We start from the raw sequence: 20048 nt of genomic DNA on the forward strand, positions 1-20048 counted from the left end.
GACCCGCATTACCAAGGAGCAGGCTTCGCAACACTCTTCGAAGGCGACCCCCCCCCCCCCCCCTTCTCCCCCCCCCCCCCCCCCCCCCCCCCCCCCCACCCCCTCCCCCCCCTCCCCCCCCCCCCCCCCCCCCCCCCCTCGGCGGTTCCGGCGGGTCCCGTCGGTTCCGGTCCCGGGGTGAGCCTTGCCGCCGCCCCCTTCGGCGGTTCCGGCTGCCGCTCCACCCCTCGGCGGTTGCGGCTGGACTCCGGCCCCTCGGTGGTCGCGGCCGGGACGCCGCGCCCCGCCGCGCTCCTCGCCCGTCGCGGCTTCGTCGCCGTGCCCCTCGCCCGTCGCGGTTACGGGCTCCGACGGCCGCGCGGAGGTCCTCGCGCGTCGACCGCCACGAGTCTCCGGCTGACCCGGCCCGGGCGCGTCCAGCGGGGCCGCCGCGCCGGGCCCGGCGCATCCCTGTGAGTATCGCCACGAATGGGGCAAAGGATCTCGTTCGGCTGCGACCATGGATGCTCCGTAGGTCTTGCGTTCTTTGCGGGCTATTCCCGATAAAGATCCACGAACCACCCAGGGAGCCCGTCCGTTGGCAGCTATCGCGCGATGGTGCGTCAGGCACCGTCTTGTCGCCGTACTCCTCTGGCTCGCCACCCTCGGTGGGGTGACCACCGCGGCGGCCGTGGCAGGCAGCGCCTACTCCAACGACTACGAGGTCCCCGGCACCGAGTCCGGCCGCGCCGTCGCCCTTCTCGAACGGGGCTTCCACGGCCAGGGCGGCGACAGCGACACCATCGTCTGGCACACCGGGCCCGCCGCGGGCAGCGTCCGGGCCGACGCGGTCGAACAGCGCATGACCCGGATGCTCGACGAGGTCGCCGGTCTGCCCGGCATCGCCTCGGTCGTCGGCCCCTACGGCTCCGAGGGCTCCATCGGCCACGGCCAGGGCCGGATCAGCGCCGACGGACACACCGCGTACGCCACCGTCACCTTCGAGCGGCAGGCCGACGACATCCCCGAGGCCCAGGCCGAGGCCCTCGTCCGGACCGCGAAGGCGGCCGCCACCGACGGCGTCCAGGTCGAGCTCGGCGGCAGCGCCGTCGCCCTCACCCAGGCCCCGGGCGGACACCTCGCCGAGATCGTGGGCGTCGTGGTCGCCGCCGTCGTCCTCCTCCTCGCCTTCGGCTCGCTCGCCGCCAGCGCCCTCCCCATCGCGACCGCCCTCGTCAGCGTCGGCACGGCCTACTCCGCCATCGTGCTGCTCGGCCATGTCATGACGGTCGCCGACTTCGCCCCCATGCTGGGCCTGCTCATCGGCCTGGGCGTCGGCATCGACTACGCGCTCTTCATCGTCACCCGCCACCGCAAGGGCCTCAAACGCGGCCTGAGCGTCCCCGAAGCAGCCCAGAACGCCGTCGCCACCACCGGCAGGGCCGTCGTCTTCGCCGGCGCCACCGTCTGCATCGCGCTGCTCGGCATGCTGATCCTGCGGCTCAGCTTCCTCAACGGCGTCGCCATCGCCGCGTCCCTGACCGTCGTCCTCACCGTCGCCGCGTCCGTGACGCTGCTGCCCGCCCTGCTCTCCCTCATCGGGATGCGGGCACTCAGCCGCCGTGAGCGCGCCCGGCTCGCCGAGCACGGCCCGCAGCCTGAGCTCCCCACCGGGTTTGCGGCCCGGTGGTCCGTGTTCGTCGAGCGCCACCCGAAGCTCCTCGGCGGGGTCGCCGCCGTCGTGATGCTGATCCTGGCGCTGCCGACGTTCTCGCTCCATCTCGGCACATCGGACCAGGGCAACGGGCCCGCCACCGCGACGACCCGCCAGGCGTACGACCTGCTCGGCGAGGGGTTCGGGCCCGGGGTCAACGGGCCGCTCACCCTGGTCGCGCAGATCGACGGCGCCGACGACCGGCTCGCGCTCGGCGAGCTGCCCGCCGCTCTCGGGGCCACCAAGGGTGTCGCGTCCGTCGGCCCGGTCACGTACAACAGCACCGGTGACACCGCCGTTCTCACCGTCGTACCGGAGTCCTCGCCGCAGTCCCAGGACACCAGCGGCCTCGTCGACCGGCTCCGCGAGGACGTCCTGCCGGACGCCGAGGAGGGCACCTCCCTGGAGGTGCACGTCGGAGGTGTCACCGCCGGATACGACGACTTCGCCGAGATCATCGTCGGCAAGCTGCCGCTCTTCGTCGGGGTCGTCATCGCGCTCGGCTGTCTGCTGCTGCTGGTCGCCTTCCGGTCCCTGGGCATCCCCCTCAAGGCAGCCCTGATGAACGTGGCCGCCGTCGCCTCCGCCTTCGGCATCGTCGTGGCGGTGTTCCAGTGGGGCTGGGGCAGCGAGCTGCTGGGCCTCGGCAGTGCGGGCCCGATCGAACCCTTCCTGCCCGTGATCATGGTTTCGGTGCTCTTCGGGCTCTCCATGGACTACCAGGTCTTCCTGGTCAGCCGGATGTACGAGGAGTGGCTGGAGACCGGCGACAACCGCCGCGCGGTCCGGGTCGGCCTCGCCGAGACCAGCCGGGTGATCAACTCGGCGGCGGTCATCATGATCTCCGTCTTCCTCGCCTTCGTCCTGTCCGGGGACCGTGTCATCGCCATGTTCGGCATCGCGCTCGCGGCCGCCGTCGCGCTGGACGCGTTCGTGCTGCGCACACTCCTCGTACCGGCCCTGATGCACATGCTGGGCGGCGCGAACTGGTGGCTGCCGCGCTGGCTCGACCGGCGTCTGCCGCGCATCAGCATCGAACCGCCCGAGTACCGGGAGGCCGTCACCGCCCGAGCCGGCGTCGTCGGGCCGCGGGTGACGATCCAGGAGCAGGGGTCCGACCGTCAGAAGACCCGGACCCCATGACCCCGCCCCGGGGGCCACGACCCGGGATACGGGCGGTCCGGGCCACTTGAGGGAACGCGCCCTGCCGAGCCGGTCCCGTTAAGAGGAATCTCAGATTCGGCACTTAGCGTGCAACGCATGAACCGTACGACGACCGACACATCCGCAGACGTCCCCGCCGTCCCCTCCCGGCCCGACGACGTGGTCAACGACCAGGTCGCCGTCGCCCTCGACGCCACCGACGACGAGGCCCTCGACGTCACAGACGACGACCTCATGGCCACCCTCGACGACGAGGATGCCGCCACCCCCTCCGGGCTCGTCGCGGGAGCCTCCGCCGTCGTCGCGGCCGGCCTCGGCCTCGCCTCCCTCACCGGCACCTGGCTCGGACGGGTCGTCGCCGAACGCGAGACGCTCATCGGCCAGATCACCACCTCCCGGAGCGGCACCGCCGCCCAGCAGATCTCCGCGATCTACGGCGACGCCTGGCACAGCACCGCCCTCGTCAACGGAGTCTTCGGGCTCCTCGCGGTGATCGCCGGCCTGGTCGTGGCGGCCCGCCCGCAGCGCCCGGCGTGGGTCAGGGCCGTCGCAGTCGCAGGAACCGTACTCGGCGCCCTGGGACTGCTCCTGTCCGCCGTCATGTACTTCGACCTGCTCGTACCGATGCCCACCCCGGCCGGCTAAGGCCTGGTGGCGCGGTCCGGGCGGGGCCTTAGGGCGTACCCGAGACCCCGGGCCGCCGTCTAAGGCACCCCCGGCCCCGAACATGCGGCACACTCCCGATGTGGGGAGACCCCCTGGGACGCGAGAGTTGAGACATCGCAAGACGGCGATACCTCAAAGACCCAGGGAGTACGAGATGTTCGAGTACGAGATCCAGCAGATGCGCCACGCCGAGCTCATCCGCGAGGCCTCCGCCCAGCGCCTGGCCAAGGAGGCCCGCAAGGCCCGCCGCGCCGCCCGCCGGTCCAGTGACAACGCCCCAGAGGGGCCGGTGAATTCACTGCGGGACTCCTTCGCCCGGGCCGCGTGACCTTCCCATGGCGACGGTGGTCCCGATCAAGGGTGCCGCACTGTCCGAGGTCTGTGCGATGCTCGGCGACGTGGAGAACTCGTCCGTCAGTCCGGTGTTCGTCGGCAGAGCCGGTGAACTGACCACCCTCACCGACGCGCTCGCCCGCGCCTCCGCAGGCGGCGCCTCCGGGGCCTCGGGGTCCGGGGGAGAGCCGCAGACGCTGCTGATCGGCGGCGAGGCGGGTGTGGGCAAGACGCGCCTCGTCGAGGAGTTCCTCGCCGAGGCCGCCGAGCGCGGCGCCGTGGTGGCGGTCGGCGGCTGCGTCGAGATCGGCGCCGAGGGGCTGCCCTTCGCGCCGTTCTCGACCGCCCTGCGCGCCCTGCGGCGGCGGCTGCCCGACGAACTGGCCGCCGCCGCCGCGGGCCAGGAGGGCGAACTGGCCCGGCTGCTGCCCGAACTGGGCGACGCCAACCGCCAGGAGGCCTACCACGAGGACAGCACGGCCCGGCTCTTCGAGCTCACCGTCCGGCTCCTGGAGCGCCTCGCCACGGACCGTACGATCGTCCTCGCCCTGGAGGACCTGCACTGGGCCGACGCCTCCACCCGGCATCTGCTCGCCTACCTCTTCCGCACCCTGCGCCGCGGCCGGCTCGTCGTCGTCGGCACCTACCGCGCCGACGACATCCACCGGCGCCACCCGCTGCGGCCCCTGCTGGCCGAGCTGGACCGGCTGCGGACCGTGCGGCGGATCGAGCTGCCCCGGTTCAACCGCACCGAAGTCCACCGCCAGCTCACCGGCATCCTGGCCGCCGAACCCGCGCCCGCGCTCGTCGACGAGATATTCGGCCGCTCCGACGGCAACGCCTTCTTCGTCGAGGAACTCGTCGTCTGCCACGAGAGCGGTTGTGTCTCCGGAGGCATGAGCGACTCACTGCGCGATCTCCTGCTCGTGCGGGTCGAGGCGCTCTCCGAGGACGCCCAGAAGGTCGTCAGGATCGTCGCCGAGGGCGGCTCCACCGTCGAGTACGACCTGCTCGCCGCCGTCGCGCGGCTGGCCGACGACGACCTCATCGAGGCCCTGCGCGCCGCCGTCGGCGCCAACATCCTGCTCGCCGTGCCCGACGGCGAGGGATACCGCTTCCGCCACTCGCTGGTCCGCGAGGCCGTCAGCGACGATCTGCTGCCCGGTGAGCGCTCCCGGCTCAACCGCCGCTACGCCGAAGCGCTGGAGGCCGACCCCGCGCTGGTGCGCGCCGACGAGCGCGCGACCCGGCTCGCCAGCTACTGGTACCACGCACACGACGCCAGCAAGGCCCTTCCCGTCGTGCTGCGCGCCTCCGTCGAGGCCCGCCGGCGCCACGCCTACTCCGAGCAACTCCGGCTGCTGGAGCGGGCCATGGAGCTGTGGGACGAGGTCCCGGGTGAAGTGCGCGACTCGCTGCGGCCCATGGACTACGCCGGCGCCTACCCGCCGTGCGGCTGCGACCCCCAGACCACCCCGCTGCGCTACCTCGACCTGCTCGCCGAGGCGGCCGTCGCCGCCCGGCTGTGCGGAGAGCGCGAACGAGCCCTGAAAATCGTCAAGACGGGCCTGCGGCTCATCGAGGGCGACGGCCGCGAGAAGGACGGCCAGGCCGACCCGGCGCGCGCCGCCTGGTTCTGGATCGAGCGCTCACGGCTCGTCGCGGGCCTGGCCCGGGGCGACGGCTGGGCGGAGCTCGCCACGGCCCAGGAACTGGTCCGTGGCCTGCCGCCGTCGGCCGTCCACGCCCAGGTGCTGGCCAGCGCCGCCGGCTGGGGCATGCTGCACGCGCCCGGCCTGGAGACCCTCGCCGCCGCCGAGCGCGCCGTCGAGTACGCGCGGCTGGTCAACGCCGAGGAGATGGAGCTCAACGCCCGGCTCACCCTCGGCGCCCTCATGACCGACTCCGGCGACATCGAGCGCGGGCTCGCCGAGATGTACGCCGTGCGGGACCGGACCGTCGAGCTGGGCATGGTCAGCGAGGCCGCCCGGGCCCACACCAACCTCTCCTCCAGCCTGGAGAGCGTCGGCCGCTCCCGGGAGTCGGCCGTCGTCGCCCGTGAGGGTCTGGAGCTCGCCCAGTGCTGGGGCCTCCTGGACCCCGAGGGCTGGATCCTCGGCAACCTCACCGAGGCACAGATGTCGATGGGCCACTGGGACGAGGCCTACGACGGCGCCATCCGGCTCCAGCGCATCGCCTACAGCGCCAAGCCGCGCGGCTCGGCGGCGCTGCGGCTGGCCCAACTGTCGGTGGCGCGCGGCGAGCTGACCGCCGCCACGGAGTATCTGCGGCTGGCCCGCGAGGCGTACGGCAAGCACGACCCGATGATGCAGTACACCCTGCCCATGGCCGGGGTCGCGCTCGCCATCGCCGTCGCCGAGGGCCGTCTCGCCGACGCCCGCGCGATACTGGCGGAGGCCGCCGAAGCCGGATTCCCGCCCGGCACCCAGCGTTACGGCTGGCCGCTGCTCCTCGCCGCCGTCACCGCCGAGGCCGACACCCGGGGGCTCCCGGCCGCGGCGGAGGGCCGCGCCGAGGCGCTGGCCCTCATCCGCTCGATCGCCAGGAGCCTGGCGGCCCCGGAGGCGGTGTGGGTGGCCCACTCCCTCTTCGTGTCGGCCGAACTGGCCCGCGCGGAGGGGCTGGAGAGGGCGGACCGCTGGGCGGAGGTGGCCGTCGCCTTCGGACCGCTGGAGCGTCCCTACGACCTGGCCAGGGCCCGGCACCGCTGGGCGGACGCGCTCCTCGTCGAGGGCGGCAGACGCGACGAGGCCGCGGCCCTGCTGCGCGAGGCCCACCTCGTGGCCGTCGACCTCGGCGCCCGTCCGCTGCGCGAGAGTGTCGAACTCCTCGCCACCCGCGCGCGCCTCTCCCTGGCCGCCCCGGAACCCGCCCCCGCCCCCGACGAGGACGGCTTCGGCCTCACCCCCCGGGAGCAGGACGTCCTGCGCCATGTCGCGGCCGGCCGTACCAATCGCCAGATCGCCGAGGAACTCTTCATCTCCCCGAAGACGGCGAGCGTCCACGTCTCCAACATCCTTGCCAAACTGGGCGTCGCCGGCCGGGGCGAGGCAGCGGCCCTGGCACACCGCCTCCACCTCCTGGAGGAGGCGGTCTGAGGACGCGGGGAGTGCCCTGGAATGAAGTACGCGATGCTGGTCCAGCAGCGGCGTGAGGTGCCGGACGACGCCGCCCGGCTCGAGGTGCCCGACGGCGTCTCCCTGGACGACGTGGCGGCCGTGCTGGAACGGCTGTTGGCGACGCGTCCCACACCGGCCGGCGTGGTGCTCGTCGTCGGCGGCCGGACCGTCGGCGCCACCGGCCCGGACCACCTGCGCACGCTGCGCGCGCTCGGAGTCGTACGGAGCGCCGGTGAGGAGGACCGGGCGCACCAGCCGGCCGAGTCCACCCAGTACACCCTGCTGATGTTCCGCTGCGCCTCGTGCGAACGGACGGCCGCCACGGCCTTCTACGACGAGCGCTACCGGCCGCTCTGCGAGACACCCGGCCACGGCCCCATGGACCTGCGGTGAGCCGCCGGTGAGCCAGATCAGCCTCGGCGCGGCCGCCGGCGCGCCGTCCCAACTCGCCTCCGGGCGGTTCTTCCTGGTCTCCTATCTGCCCACGTACGCGGGCGCGTTGAGCCTGCTGTGGCTGGTGTGGGCCGGCGCCCCCGGCGGGCCGCTGTCGATGCGCCGGGCCTGGGACACCGCCGCCGGCCTCGGTATCGGCGAGGCACTGCTCATCGCGGCGGGCATCACCGTCGTCGCCGTCGTCTTCCAGCCCCTCCAACTGGCCATGGTGCGACTCCTGGAGGGCGGCCGGCCCGGCCTTCTGGGCGCCGGCGTGGGCCTCGCCCTGCAGCGCCGGCGCAAGGCCCGGCTGGAGCGCCGTACGCGCCTGCCCGGGGCGGCGGCCGACGGCGGGGCGGACGCCGTGAGCGCCGAGGACGTACAGCGGGCCGGAGCCGCGGCCGCCCGGCTGCGCCGCCGCTACCCGCTGCCCGACCACCTCGTGAGGCCCACCGCCCTCGGCAATGTGCTCACGGCGACGTTCGACACCGCCGGCCGCGACCACGGCTGGGACGCGGCCATCGCCTGGCCCCGGCTCTATCTCGTACTCGGCGAGCGGTCACGGGCACTCGTCGACGACGCCCGCGACTCCCTCGACGCCGCGGTACGGCTCAGCGTGACCGGTGGCGTCACCGCGCTGACCGCGGCGATCCTGCTGCGCTCCAGCGGCTGGTGGCTGACGCTGGCGCTGATCCCGCTGGCCGTCGCCTGCCTCGCCTACCACGGCGCCGTCCAGGCTGCCCTCGCCTATGGGGACGCCGTACGCACCGCCTTCGACCTGCACCGCTTCGACCTCCTGAGCGGCCTGCACCTGCCGCTGCCGGCGAACCTCGCCGAGGAACGGACCCTCGCCCGGGCCCTGTGCGCCTCCTGGCGCCAGGGCCTGCCGCCGCCGGACCGCTACGAACACCCCGATCCCGCTTAGGGCTCGGTTCTGCGGACCGCTACGAACACCCCGATCCCGCTTAGGGCTCGGTTCTGCGGACCGCTACGAACACCCCGATCCCGCTCAGGGCTCGGTTCTGCGGACCGGGGAGCACCACTTCGGCTCACTCGCCCCCGAGGCGGCGCCCGGCGCTCTACCGTGGACGCCATGGGCGCTCACACCAGCGACGACCGCGTCACCGTCCTGCACACCTTCGGAATGCGCGAACTGGACGTCCATCTGCGCACCGGCGACCCCGCCGCCCTGGAACGCGCCCGGACGTTCTTCCGCCAGACCGTGTCCGCCATGACCCCCCTCACCCCTCACGGCCATGTGCACCTCAGGAACCTCGCCCTGACCGAGGTGATGACCCACGAGCGCTCCGGCGCACTCGCCCCGCTCCGGGACGCCGTCGTCCTCTACCGCAGGGCCCTCGACGCCGCCCCGCCCGGGCACGAGTACCGGCCCGCGTACGCGTACGGACTGGGCCGCGCCCTGCGGCAGTTGCACCAGGCGACCGGCGACCCCGCCCATCTGGACGAAGCCATCGCCTGGCAGTACCGGGCACTGCCCGAGGAGCTGTCCGGAGCGACGGCGGAACTGCCCACCCAACTCGGCGGCCTCGCCGAGTCCTTACTCGACCGCTACGAAGCCGGCGCCGACCCGGCCGACCTGGCGGAGTGCGTACGGCTGTACCGCCACGCACTGAGCCTGGCCCCCGCGGACGATCCGGACCGCGCCGCCCGGCTGGTCAATCTGGGCTCGGCGCTGGGCGCCCAGTACCGGCTGACCGGTGACCCGGCCCGGCGCGACGAGCACATCGACGCCTACGCGGAGGCGCTGGCCCTGCTGCCGCGGGACCGTCCCGAACGCCTGCCCCTGCTGGAGGCGTTGGCATCGGCGCTGCGGGAGCGGTACGAGGACGGAGGCGGCCTCGACGACCTGGACACCGCGATCGCGCTGCTCCAGCGGTTCGCCGCGGCCACCCGCCCGGGCACCTTCGAGCACGCCGCGGCCGCCGACCAGGCCGGCGAGGCTCTGCTGGGACGCGCCCGGACGACCGCGGACCCCCATCGCGCGAGCCAGGCGATCGCCCTGCTGGAGGGCGCCGTCGCGGCGGAGCCGCCCGACGGCCTCAACCGCGGCGCGCTGCTGGGATCCCTGGCGACGGCATACGGCGTCCGGCACGACCTGACCGGGGAGCCCGGCGACCGGGACCGGGCCGTCGCCCTGCTCCGCGCGGCCGTGGAGACCCCCCGGCCCACCGCCCACAACCTCTCCGCCCTGCGCTCGATGCTCGCCGACGCCCTGCGCCACCGGCACCACGAACGGGGCGGCGCGGCTGACCTGGACGAGGCGATCGCCGTGCACCGGACGGCCCTGGCCGGTCAGGGCACCGACGGCATGGACCCCGACGGCACGGACGCCGACGGCACGGACGCCGACGACACATACGCCGTCGACCGGGCCGTGCACCAGGCCGGCCTGGCCGCCTGCCTGAAGCAGCGCTTCGAATTCCACGGCGACACGGCCGATCTCGACCAGAGCGCCGAGCTCTGCCGGCAGGCCCTCCTCGTCCTCCCCGAAGGACACGTCAACCGCGCGGCCGTGCTCGTCCACCTGGGCGACACCCATCTGGCCAGGTACCGCCACACCGGGCGCGGGGAAGCCCTGGACGCGGCGCTCGACGCCTACCGGCAGGCCGTCTCCACCGACCGGGGCGACCAGCAAGGAGCCCTCCTGGGCAACCTCGCCTCCGCGCTCCTCGTCCGCTTCGAGCACGCGGGCGGCGCGGCGGCCGACCTCGACGAGGCCATCGGACTCCAGCGCCGCGCCCGGGCCCTGCTCCCCGCCGACCAGGAGACCAGCGGCTACAACCTCGCCCAGTCCCTGCGCTCCCGCTATGAGATCGGCCAGGACCTCACCGACCTCGAGGAGTCCGTCGAGCTGCTGCGCGGCGTCGTGCGCTCCCGCCCCGCGGACCACCCCGACCGGATCAGCCCCTGCCTGGCTCTCGCCGAATGCCTGCATCAACTGCATCTGCGCACCGGGGACCGGGATCTGCTGACCGAGGCGGCCGGCGCCGCCCGCGACGCCGCGGCGGTCCCCGGCGCGCCGGTGCTCGACCGGCTCCGCACCCATGTCACCCGGGGCCAGGTGTCCGGCGTGATGGAGGACTGGGAGACGGCCACGCGTGAGCTGTGCGCGGCGACCGCCCTCCTGCCCGAACTGGCGACCCGCAGCCTGACCCGCAGCGACCAGCAGTACGCCCTCGCCAAGCGGCCCGGTCTGGCCGCGGAAGCCGCCGCGTACGCCGTCCAGGCCGGCCGGTACGAACAGGCCCTGGAAGTCCTGGAGCACGGCCGGGGCGTCCTCCTCGGCCGGCTGCTGCGCACCCGCGAACTCGACGTGGAACGGCTGCGCACGGCGGCGCCCGATCTCGCCGACCACTTCCTCCGACTGCGCGACGAGAACGACGAGGGGCCGGCCGCGCCCTCCGCTCCGCCGCTCCCCGGTGGCCCTGCCCAGGCCGCCGAGCGCCGACGCGCCCGGGCCGCCCAATGGCAGGGGCTGCTGCACCACATCCGGGCACTGCCGGGATTCGACGACTTCCTGCTCCCGCCGTCGGCCCAGGAGATCCTGCGCCAGGCCGGCGAGGGCCCCGTCGTCCTCGTCAACATCAGCATCCGCTGCGACGCCCTCATCGTGGCCGGCGGCACGATCGACGTCCTGCCGTTGCGTACGGTCTCCGAGGCCGTGACGGAGAAGGTCGCCACCTTCCTCGCCGCCACCCGCGACGCCTCCCGCAAGGGCGCCTCGCTGGAGGACATCTGGTCCGCGCAGGAGGCCGTCTCCGGGGTCCTCGAATGGCTCTGGGACACGATCACCGGACCGGTGCTCCAGCGTCTCGGCTACACCGAACCCGCGGCGACGGGAACCGCTCCACGCCGGATCTGGTGGTGCCCGCAGGGCCAGTTGGCCTTCCTGCCCCTGCACGCCGCGGGCTATCACGGCACCCGCGCCGACCCGGACCACCCGCGCTGCGCGCTCGACCTGGCGGTCTCCTCCTACACCCCGACCATCGGCGCCCTGCACCACGCCCGCCGCCGGCCGGAGCCCGGCACCATGGGTCCAGGCACGCCGCTGCTCGTGGCCATACGGAACACCCCGGGCGCCGCACCCCTGCCGAACGCCCTGGACGAGGCCGAAGCGGTCGCGCCCCTTCTGCCGGGCGCGACCGCCGCCCGGCTGCTGGCCGACGAGGAGGCCACCCGGGAGCGCGTACGGGACGCCCTGCGCACCAGCGCCTCCGCGCACCTCGTCTGTCACGCCCTGACCGACCCGGACGACCCGTCCGCCTCCCGGATCCTCACCCACGACCACCTGGAACGCTCGCTCACCGTCGCCGACATCTCGGCCCTGCGGCCCTCGGGGGCGGACCTGGCCTATCTGTCCAGCTGCTCCACCTCCCGGACCCGGCACGAGCTGGCGGACGAGGCGATCCACATCACCAACGCCTTCCAACTCGCCGGGTACCGCCATGTCGTGGGCACCCTGTGGCCCGTCGCGGACGAGATCGCCCCGCGCATCGCCCGCCGCTTCTACGCCGCCCTCCCGGACGGTGCCGCGCACGCGCTCCACGCCGCGGTCCGTGAGGCCCACGCCGAGTTCCCCCTGCTGCCGTCGCTGTGGGGGGCGCACGTCCACGTCGGCCCCTGACCCTCCGGCCCGCCGCCCCCCGGGCGCCCCTATCCCCGTGCGGCCCGCACCAGCCGCAGGTTGCCCCGTGCCTCCGCCGTCCGCGCGTCCCCGGGCCCGTAGAGCCGCTCGTACGCGGCGAGGACCGTACGGCACTCCCGCTCGGCCTCCTCGTGCCGGCCCGCGTGGTGGAAGGTGGCACCGAGGCTGGTCCTGCGCTCCAGCACGGCGGGATGGTCGGCACCGAGGATCCGCGCGAGTCCCTCGGTCGCCGCCCGCAGGTGTTCCAGGGCCTCCTGGCCCTCGCCCAGCGCCTGAAGGGCGGCCCCCAGGTTGGCGCGTGCCTCCAGCGTGTCCATGTGGTCGGGCCCGTTGATCTCCTCCAAGCGACGCGCGACGGTCCGCATCACCGAGGCGGCCTCGGCGACACGGCCGCGGTGGAACAGCACGGCCGCGTGATTGGCCCGCGAACTCAGGGTCAACGGGGCGTCGGGGCCCAGCACGCGCTCGGCGTCGCGCAGCAACGACAGGTAGGCGTCCTCGGCTTCCTCCAGCCGGCCGCGGCTGCGTAACAGTCCGGCCATGTGCCCGCGGCCGACGAGCGTGTCCGGATGCTCCGCGCCAAGGACGCGTGTCCGCCCCGCGAGGACAGCACGCCACAACTCCTCGGCCTCGTCGAGCCGCCCGAGGGCCCGGGTGACCCGGGCCACGTCCGCCATCGAGCCCAGTGTGTCCGGATGATCGGCGCCCAGCACCCGCTCACGCCGCGTCAGCAGGGAGCGGTGCAGCCGCTCGGCCTCCTGCGGCCTCCCGCGCACTTCCAGGAGGGCCGCGAGGGCTCGCTCCGCGGCGAGGGTGTCCTGGTGCACGGGCCCCAGGTCCGCCCTGCGCTCGGCCAGGACCCAGCGGTACACCTCCTCCGCCTCCTCCAACTGCCCCTCGGCGCGCAACTCACGGGCCAGCTCGAACGAGAGGTCCACCACCCGGGGGTCGTGCGCGCCGTGCTCGCGGGCGAGGTGCTCCAGCTTCAGGCGGATGGCACCGGACGGCGTCAGCCGCAGCTGCATCTCCACCACGGGGATGCCGTTCTCGCCGTCGCGCACGGTGGAGCGGTAGGACCCGAGGGACGGCAACTCGCCCTCGCTGTAGGACGGTTCCCGAGGCGCTCGCTGCTTCGGGGCCCTCTCCTTCGGGGCCCTCTCCTCAGCCCTCTCCTGCCGGGCCCCCTCCTGAGGCGCCCCCGACTCCCGTGGGCTCTCCCCGGCCGCGCCGTCCCCCGGTCCGCTCGCCCCTCCCGTCGGAGGAGTCGCCCCGGTCGGGGGAGTCGCCCCGCGCCTGCGGAAGGGCCACCGGCTCCGTCCCGACGTGTTCCGATCGGCCATGCCGGCTCCTTCGCCGTCGTCCGCCCGCTGCCTCGCCCGCCCGCTACCTCACCCGCAGCTGGAGGATCTTGTCGTCGCCGGGCCCGGGCGTGCCCCGGGTGTCCGTCTCGCTGGTCACCAGCCAGACCTTGTCACCACCGGCGGCGAGAAGGGTCCTCAGCCGGCCGTGCTTCCCCTCCAGAAAGGCCTGCGGATCGGCGGACCGGCGCGGCCCGGAGAGCGGGATGCGCCAGAGCCGTTCTCCCTTCAGACCCGCCATCCAGATCGAGCCCTCGGCGTACGCGATCCCGCTCGGCGAGGCCTCGGACGTCCTCCACTGGGCCACCGGGTCCACGAACCCGGCCTTGGAGCCCTTGCCCTCCACCTCCGGCCAGCCGTAGTTCCCGCCCGGCTCGATCAGATTCAGTTCGTCCCAGGTGTTCTGCCCGAACTCGGCCGCCCACAGACGCTTGTCGGCGTCCCAGGCCAGCCCCTGCACGTTCCGGTGGCCGTACGAGTAGACGACCGAGTCCGCCGAGGGATTGCCGTGGACCGGTTGTCCGTCGGGCGTCATCCGCAGGATCTTCCCGCCCAGTGACTTCCTGTCCTGGGCGAGCCCCGTCTCGCCGGTCTCTCCCGTACCGGCGTAGAGCATCTTGTCCGGCCCGAACGCGATCCGACCGCCGTTGTGCACGGTCCCCTTGGGGATGCCCCTCAGCACCGTGTCCGGCGCCCCGAGCTGCTGGCCGGCCGGCTTCCTCTCGTCGTACAGCAGCCGCGCGATGCGGTTGTCCGACGCGGTGGTGAAGTAGGCATAGACCATGTTGTCCGTGGCGAACGACGGCGACACCGCGAGTCCCAGCAACCCGCCCTCGCCCGCCGGCGCCACCCCCGGCACCGACCCGAGCTCGGTCTTCCGCCCGCTCTCCGCGTCGACGCGGGTGATCGTGCCCTCGTCGCGCGAGGAGACCAGGAAGTCGCCGTCGGGCAGGGCCGCGAGGCCCCAGGGCGACTTCAGGCCCTCGGTGAGCGTGGCCACCACGGTCACCGACCCCTTCGCGGGCGGAGCCGTACGCGAAGGAGCGGCCGGCACCGAGCCGGACGGACGCGGCGCGGAGCTCGAACCACCCGTCGGCGCCGGGGCGTCACCGGACGAGCACCCGGCCGACAGCACCAGCACGGCGGTGGCCAGCATGGCCGTCACTGCAGGACGTCGCACAGTTCTGATCCCTTTCCCAACGGCGGTGGGAGCCGCGTCTCGCGCACCTCTCCCCTTCATACACCGCTCGCCCGGATCAGGTTCCCGATCTCCTCGACGGGTCCGGTAACCGCCCGCCCGCCCGGGTGTCAGTCCCAGGAACCCCGCGCCGCCGGCAGTGCCGCGATCTCCGCCAGGTCCTCGGCCGTCAGCTCCAGACCGGCCGCCGCCGCGTTCTCCACGGCCCACCGCTCCTGCTTCGTCCCCGGGATCGGCACCACGTGCCGCCCCCGCCCGAGCGCCCACGCCAGCGCCACCTGCGCCGGGGTCACCCGCTCCCCGTGGCGCGCCGCCACGCGCCGCAGACCCGCCACGACCGGCTGGTTCGCCGCCATCATCTCGGCCGTGAACCGCGGGTGCCGGGCCCGCAGGTCGTCCGGCTCGAAGCCGCCGCCCGGGGTCAGGGTCCCGGTCAGGAAGCCGTTGCCCAGCGGCATCGCGGCCAGGACGCCCACCCCCCGCGCCTCGCACCACGGAAGGAGCCGATCCAGCGCTTCCCGCGCCCACACCGACAGCTCGGCCTGGACCGCGCTCACGGGAAAGACCTGCTGTACGCGCTCCAGCTGGCGGATCGTTCCGTCATGCATCCCCGCCCCCGAGCGGCGCGAGGCCCGCGCCCCCACCGCGCACAGCCCCAGCGCCCGCACCTTCCCGGCGGACACCAGCTCCGCCATCGCCCCCCAGGTCTCCTCGACCGGCACTTCGGGGTCGGCGCGGTGCAGCTGGTAGAGGTCGATGACGTCCGTCTGGAGCCGGCGCAGGGAGGCGTCGCAGGCGCGCCGCACGTACCCGGGGCGCCCATTGGCGACGATGTGCTGCTCGCCGACGAGCAGCCCGCACTTGGTGGCGACGAAGGCGTCCGCCCGGCGCTCCTTCAGCACCCGGCCCAGCAGCAGTTCGTTGGTGAACGGCCCGTACATGTCGGCCGTGTCGAGCAGGGTCGCACCGGCGTCGAGCGCGGCGTGCACCGTGCGCAAGGACCGGTCGCCGCGCTGCTGCGAACCGCTGTAGCCCCAGCTCATCGGCATACACCCCAGGCCGATCGCTCCCACTTCGAGCGCCGTCGCCCCGATTGTCCTGCGCTCCAACTCCCCGTACCCCTCCTTGTGCCGTTCCCCAAACTAACCTCCTGACCATGACTGCTGATGTGTGGCTCCCCATTCCGGCCGACGAGATCGACGGACTCCCGGACCCCGCCGCGGCGGGGCTGACCTACCGGTTCTGGGACGGCGGCCCCGACTTCCCGGCCGATCCCGCCGACTGCGCCTTCTACGTCGTCCCGTACATGAAGGGCCCGGAGATCGCGGTCCGGCCGCTCGGCGCCATGACCTCCGTGCGGGTCGTGCAGACCCTCTCCGCGGGGATGGACCATGTGACGCCTGGGCTCGGCTCGCTCCCGGCGGGGGTACGGCTCTGCAACGCCAAGGGCGTCCACGAGGCCAGTACCGCCGAGCTCACCCTCGCGCTGATCCTCGCCTCGCTGCGCGGCATCCCGGGCTTCGTGCGTGGCCAGGACGCGGAGGAGTGGCGTGCGGGCTTCTATCCGGCGCTCGCCGACAAGTCCGTGCTGATCGTGGGGTACGGATCGATCGGTGCCGCCATCGAGGACCGGCTCGCGGCCTTCGAGTGCGCGCGGGTGGTACGCGTCGCGCGCTCCGCCCGCACTACGGAGCGCGGTCCCGTGCACGCACTCGCCGATCTGCCCGCCCTGCTCCCGCAGGCCGACGTGGTCGTGCTCTCCACTCCTTTGACCGCGGACACCCGTCACCTCGCTGACGCCGGTTTCCTGGCGCGGATGAAGGACGGCGCCCTCCTGGTGAACGTGGCGCGCGGCCCGGTGGTCGACACCAAGGCGCTGCTGGCGGAGGCCGAAAGCGGACGTCTGACCGCCGCCCTGGACGTCACCGACCCGGAACCGCTGCCTTCCGGCCACCCGCTGTGGCACGCTCCAGGCGTGCTCATCAGCCCGCACGTGGGCGGCTCGACCTCCGCCTTCATGCCCCGGGCCAAGCGTCTGCTGGCCGGACAGCTCACAGCGTTCGCCGCTGACGAGCCGCTGCGCAACGTCGTGCTCACCACGGGATAGGCACGCTCCGGAGCCGCCCGCGCGCGCTGCGTACACACAACACCCCTGCTGGTCACGGAGCGTAGAGGTGCCCTGTCGCTGAGTGACGGTCCTGGTGTATCGTCCCGAACGGGGGACTGCGTCGGGTGCGAGATGACGCCGGGGAGCGATGTGACGGGCCATCAGATTCCGAGGGGGGCGACGGGTGAAGTACGGCCGAAGGACCGGAGATCCGACGCGGCGGGAGCTGGGTCGGCGACCCTCCCGCGCTCCACTGCGCCGCCGCGAGCGAGCGAGCCGATCGAGCCATCCGAAGTCGCTCACCGGGGCGTTCCGGTGAGCGCCCCGGGCGCGCTCATCGGCCGCCCGCGCGTCCCGGGCGCCGGTGCGGGCCCGAGCGGCGGGCCGGGCTGGGGTGCGCGGGGCGGAGGCGGGACCGGGGGTTCGGGCGGCGTGCTCGGCGGCTCCCTCTCGCAGCTGCTTCTCGCCCTGGTCTGCGCGGGGTACGCGCTGGGGGCGCTCTTCGGCTGGGGCTCCCGGCAAGTGAGCCTGATCATGGGGGACTTCGGGCTCAGCGCGGCCGCCCTCATCGCCTCCGGCTCGTGCCTCCTCTACGCCCGCGCGCGAGGCAGCCGCTTCGTCCCCGCGTGGCTGCTGTTCTCGTTCTCGTCCGCCATGGCCGCCGCAGGGAACGCGGTCTGGGGGTGGTACGAAGTCGTGCTCGAGCGTTCCGTGCCGAGCCCTTCCGTCGCCGACCTCTTCTTCCTGCTCTTCGCCCCGCCGGCCATCATCGGCCTCCTCGTCCTCGCGAAGAGGCCCGTGACCCGGGCGGGCTGGGTCTGCCTCGCTCTCGACGCATGGCTGATCGGCGGCTCGCTGCTGACGCTCTCCTGGAGCCTCGCCCTCGCGCACACCGCCCACTTCCAGGGCGAAACCGTCGCCAGGGCCGCGCTCTCGCTGGCCTATCCGCTGCTTGACATCGTTCTCGTCAGCATGGTGCTCGCGCTGCACTTCCGCCGCTCCAACACCCACCGGTCGGCGATCAACACCGCCATCGCGGGGCTCGCCCTGACGGTTCTGTGCGACGCCCTCTTCACCTCGCCGCTGCTGCGCGAGAACTACCGGTCGGGCCAGTTGCTCGACGCCGGCTGGTTCGCCGGCTCGCTGATCCTGGCCTACGCCCCCTGGGGCGTGCGCCGCGTCGCCGAGAGCGCGGGGGCGCCCCTCGGGACCCGCCTCACCAGCCGCCCGATCGCGGGCTCCCTGGCCGCCCTCACCCCGTACCTCGCCGCCGCCGTCTGCACGCTCGGCATCCTCTACAACGTCGTCGAGGGGCGCAGAGTGGACCGCGTCGTGGTCTTCACCGGCTGTACGGTCGTGCTCGCCCTGGTCGTGCGGCAGGGCATCATGCTGCTCGACAACATCGCCCTCACCCACGAACTGGCCCAGAAGGAGAACCACTTCAGGTCCCTGGTGCAGGGCTCCAGCGATGTCATCATGATCGCCGCACCCACCGGCATACTGCGCTATGTGAGCCCCGCCGCCTCGGGGGTCTACGGACGCGACGCCGAGGACCTGGTCGGCTCCGAGCTGGCCTCGCTCATCCATCCCGAGGATCTCGGCGGCGTGGTCCACGAAGTGCGGCGGTTTCTGGCCGCTCCTCCTTCGGAGGAGCCCACCACCCGCATCGAATGCCGCTTCCGGTCCGGCACGGGGGAGTGGCTCAACGTCGAGTCCACCGTCAACCGCCACCAGGGCGGCCTGATCTTCAACAGCCGGGACGTCACCGAACGGGTCCGTCTCCAGGCCCAGTTGCGCCACAACGCCGAACACGACCCACTCACCGAACTGCCCAACCGAGCCCTGTTCACCGAGCGGGTCCGCAAGGCGCTCGGCGGCCGTCGGGCCGGTGACCCCGGCACCGCCGTGCTCTTCATCGACCTCGACGGTTTCAAGGGTGTCAACGACCGCCTCGGCCACCAGGCCGGTGACGAGCTGCTGATCCAGGCCGCCCGCCGCCTCCAGGACTCGGTGCGGGCCGGGGACACCGCGGCCCGCCTCGGCGGCGACGAGTTCGCCGCGCTGATCCTCGGCGACGGCGGCCGCGACCGGGGCGCCCGCGAGTACCAGGTCCACGAGATCGCCGAGCGGCTGCGCCTCACGCTCTCCCAGCCGTACCGCATCGAGGGCAACGATGTCCGGGTCGCCGCCTCCATCGGCGTCGCGTTCGCCGACCCCGGTCTGAGCGCGGGAGATCTGCTGCGCAACGCCGACCTGGCCATGTACCGCGCCAAAGCGGGCGGCAAGAACCGGGTCGAGATGTACGCTCCGCAGATGCAGGCAGAGGTCGTGCGCAGGACCGAACTGGCGGCCCGCCTGCGCACCGCCCTGCACGACGGCGAGTTCGTGCTGCTCCACCAGCCGGTGGTCGACCTCGGCACCGGCCGCGTCTCCTCCGTCGCCGCCCAGGCCCGCTGGCGCTCCGCCCAGGGCGTCCTCTTCACCCCCGCCGAGTTCCTGAGGGTCGCCGAGACGCCGTCCCAGGACGGCGACCGCACCGGGGAGCTCGGCCGCTGGCTGCTCGAGGAAGCCGTCGAGCAGGCGGCCGAGCGGCGCGGCCTCGGCCACCACGTCCCGGTCTCGGTACGCCTGTCGGCCCGCCGGCTGCTGGACAGGTCGCTGCCGCTCGCCACTGTCGAGGCCCTGCTCACCCGGCACGGTCTGCCGTCCGGCGCGCTGATCATCGAGCTGGCCGACAGCGACCCGCGCACCTCCTTCGACGAGCTGGAGCACCGTCTGGTGGCGCTGCGCAGACTCGGTGTACGCATCGCCCTGGACGGTTTCGGCAGCGGTTACGCGGCCATCAACGCGCTGCGCCGGCTCCCTGTGGACGTACTGAAACTGGACAGAGGTCTGGTCGAGGGCGTCGTCGAGTCCGCCCGGCTCCACAAGATCACGAGCGGGCTCCTCCGTATCGCCTGCGACCTGGGTATGCAGTCGGTGGCGGACGGTGTCGACGTGCCCGAGCAGGTGCTGGCCCTGCGCGCGATGGGGTGCACCCACGGTCAGGGCATGGCCTTCTCCGGGCCGCTCGACGAGTACCGGCTGCGGCGCGCCCTGGTCCGCGACGAGTACCCGGTCCCCGGACCTGCCCGGCCGGACGCCTCTTCGGCCCTTCCGGGAGGCGGTCCGGCGGGTGCGTCGACGGGTGCCGCGCTGCCCGTTCTGAGTGGCCGATCCCTTCCCCCAATCCGCTCAAATACTGAGACGCCCGTCCCACCCACTTGACAGTGGTAGTGCGCCGGGGGGAGG

13 protein-coding genes are annotated in these 20048 nt (G+C 73.6%); 10 read left to right on the forward strand and 3 right to left on the reverse strand.

Annotation, left to right across the window (positions count from 1 at the left end; all coding sequences use genetic code 11):
- Positions 1 to 177 precede the first annotated feature (177 nt).
- From ACZ5VC_RS08950 to ACZ5VC_RS08985, 8 genes are all read left to right on the forward strand, one after another.
- On the forward strand, positions 178 to 456 hold the full coding sequence (locus ACZ5VC_RS08950; protein WP_469119395.1) for a hypothetical protein: 279 nt from the start codon (positions 178 to 180) through the stop codon (positions 454 to 456).
- A 121-nt stretch (positions 457 to 577) separates the two neighbouring features.
- Entirely contained in the window at positions 578 to 2836 is a 2259-nt protein-coding gene (locus ACZ5VC_RS08955; RefSeq protein WP_469119396.1) for an MMPL family transporter, read from the forward strand.
- Between the two features lie 117 nt (positions 2837 to 2953).
- Positions 2954 to 3502 carry a hypothetical protein gene (locus tag ACZ5VC_RS08960; protein ID WP_469119397.1) on the forward strand — a complete coding sequence of 183 codons (549 nt, stop codon included), beginning with the start codon at positions 2954 to 2956 and terminating at the stop codon, positions 3500 to 3502.
- A 175-nt stretch (positions 3503 to 3677) separates the two neighbouring features.
- Positions 3678 to 3851 (forward strand): hypothetical protein, encoded by a 174-nt coding sequence (locus ACZ5VC_RS08965; RefSeq protein WP_469119398.1) that lies wholly within the window; start codon positions 3678 to 3680, stop codon positions 3849 to 3851.
- 7 nt (positions 3852 to 3858) lie between these two features.
- On the forward strand, positions 3859 to 6975 hold the full coding sequence (locus tag ACZ5VC_RS08970; RefSeq protein WP_469119399.1) for a helix-turn-helix transcriptional regulator: 3117 nt from the start codon (positions 3859 to 3861) through the stop codon (positions 6973 to 6975).
- Positions 6976 to 6996: 21 nt separating this feature from the next.
- Entirely contained in the window at positions 6997 to 7389 is a 393-nt protein-coding gene (locus tag ACZ5VC_RS08975; RefSeq protein WP_469119400.1) for a hypothetical protein, read from the forward strand.
- A gap of 7 nt (positions 7390 to 7396) precedes the next feature.
- A complete protein-coding gene (locus ACZ5VC_RS08980) occupies positions 7397 to 8353 on the forward strand; it encodes a hypothetical protein (protein ID WP_469119401.1) in 957 nt (318 codons plus the stop codon).
- A gap of 168 nt (positions 8354 to 8521) precedes the next feature.
- Entirely contained in the window at positions 8522 to 12073 is a 3552-nt protein-coding gene (locus ACZ5VC_RS08985; RefSeq protein WP_469119402.1) for a CHAT domain-containing protein, read from the forward strand.
- A 29-nt stretch (positions 12074 to 12102) separates the two neighbouring features.
- Here ACZ5VC_RS08985 and ACZ5VC_RS08990 read toward each other — a convergent pair whose 3' ends face one another.
- The 3 genes from ACZ5VC_RS08990 to ACZ5VC_RS09000 all read right to left on the reverse strand — a co-directional run bounded on the left by ACZ5VC_RS08990 (position 12103) and on the right by ACZ5VC_RS09000 (position 15759).
- Positions 12103 to 13185 carry a tetratricopeptide repeat protein gene (locus tag ACZ5VC_RS08990; protein ID WP_469119403.1) on the reverse strand — a complete coding sequence of 361 codons (1083 nt, stop codon included), beginning with the start codon at positions 13183 to 13185 and terminating at the stop codon, positions 12103 to 12105.
- Positions 13186 to 13477: 292 nt separating this feature from the next.
- Positions 13478 to 14608 (reverse strand): PQQ-dependent sugar dehydrogenase, encoded by a 1131-nt coding sequence (locus ACZ5VC_RS08995; RefSeq protein ID WP_469119596.1) that lies wholly within the window; start codon positions 14606 to 14608, stop codon positions 13478 to 13480.
- 152 nt (positions 14609 to 14760) lie between these two features.
- Positions 14761 to 15759: an aldo/keto reductase gene (locus tag ACZ5VC_RS09000; RefSeq protein WP_469119404.1), complete on the reverse strand. Its 999-nt coding sequence runs from the start codon at positions 15757 to 15759 to the stop codon at positions 14761 to 14763.
- 47 nt (positions 15760 to 15806) lie between these two features.
- Between ACZ5VC_RS09000 and ACZ5VC_RS09005 the strand changes: the two genes are divergently transcribed.
- Positions 15807 to 16757, forward strand: a complete 951-nt coding sequence (locus tag ACZ5VC_RS09005) for a 2-hydroxyacid dehydrogenase (RefSeq protein ID WP_469119405.1) — start codon at positions 15807 to 15809, stop codon at positions 16755 to 16757.
- 315 nt (positions 16758 to 17072) lie between these two features.
- On the forward strand, positions 17073 to 20024 hold the full coding sequence (locus ACZ5VC_RS09010; protein ID WP_469119406.1) for a putative bifunctional diguanylate cyclase/phosphodiesterase: 2952 nt from the start codon (positions 17073 to 17075) through the stop codon (positions 20022 to 20024).
- Positions 20025 to 20048 lie beyond the last annotated feature (24 nt).

Source organism: Streptomyces sp. NPDC033174, from assembly GCF_055577795.1.

Excerpts from the sequence above, each read along its gene's own strand:
- ACZ5VC_RS08995 (WP_469119596.1), bottom strand. The coding sequence starts at position 14,608 with ATGCTGGCCACCGCCGTGCTGGTGCTGTCGGCCGGGTGCTCGTCCGGT.
- ACZ5VC_RS08970 (WP_469119399.1), top strand. The coding sequence starts at position 3,859 with ATGGCGACGGTGGTCCCGATCAAGGGTGCCGCACTGTCCGAGGTCTGT.
- ACZ5VC_RS09005 (WP_469119405.1), top strand. The coding sequence starts at position 15,807 with ATGACTGCTGATGTGTGGCTCCCCATTCCGGCCGACGAGATCGACGGA.
- ACZ5VC_RS08965 (WP_469119398.1), top strand. The coding sequence starts at position 3,678 with ATGTTCGAGTACGAGATCCAGCAGATGCGCCACGCCGAGCTCATCCGC.
- ACZ5VC_RS08975 (WP_469119400.1), top strand. The coding sequence starts at position 6,997 with ATGAAGTACGCGATGCTGGTCCAGCAGCGGCGTGAGGTGCCGGACGAC.
- ACZ5VC_RS08985 (WP_469119402.1), top strand. The coding sequence starts at position 8,522 with ATGGGCGCTCACACCAGCGACGACCGCGTCACCGTCCTGCACACCTTC.
- ACZ5VC_RS08960 (WP_469119397.1), top strand. The coding sequence starts at position 2,954 with ATGAACCGTACGACGACCGACACATCCGCAGACGTCCCCGCCGTCCCC.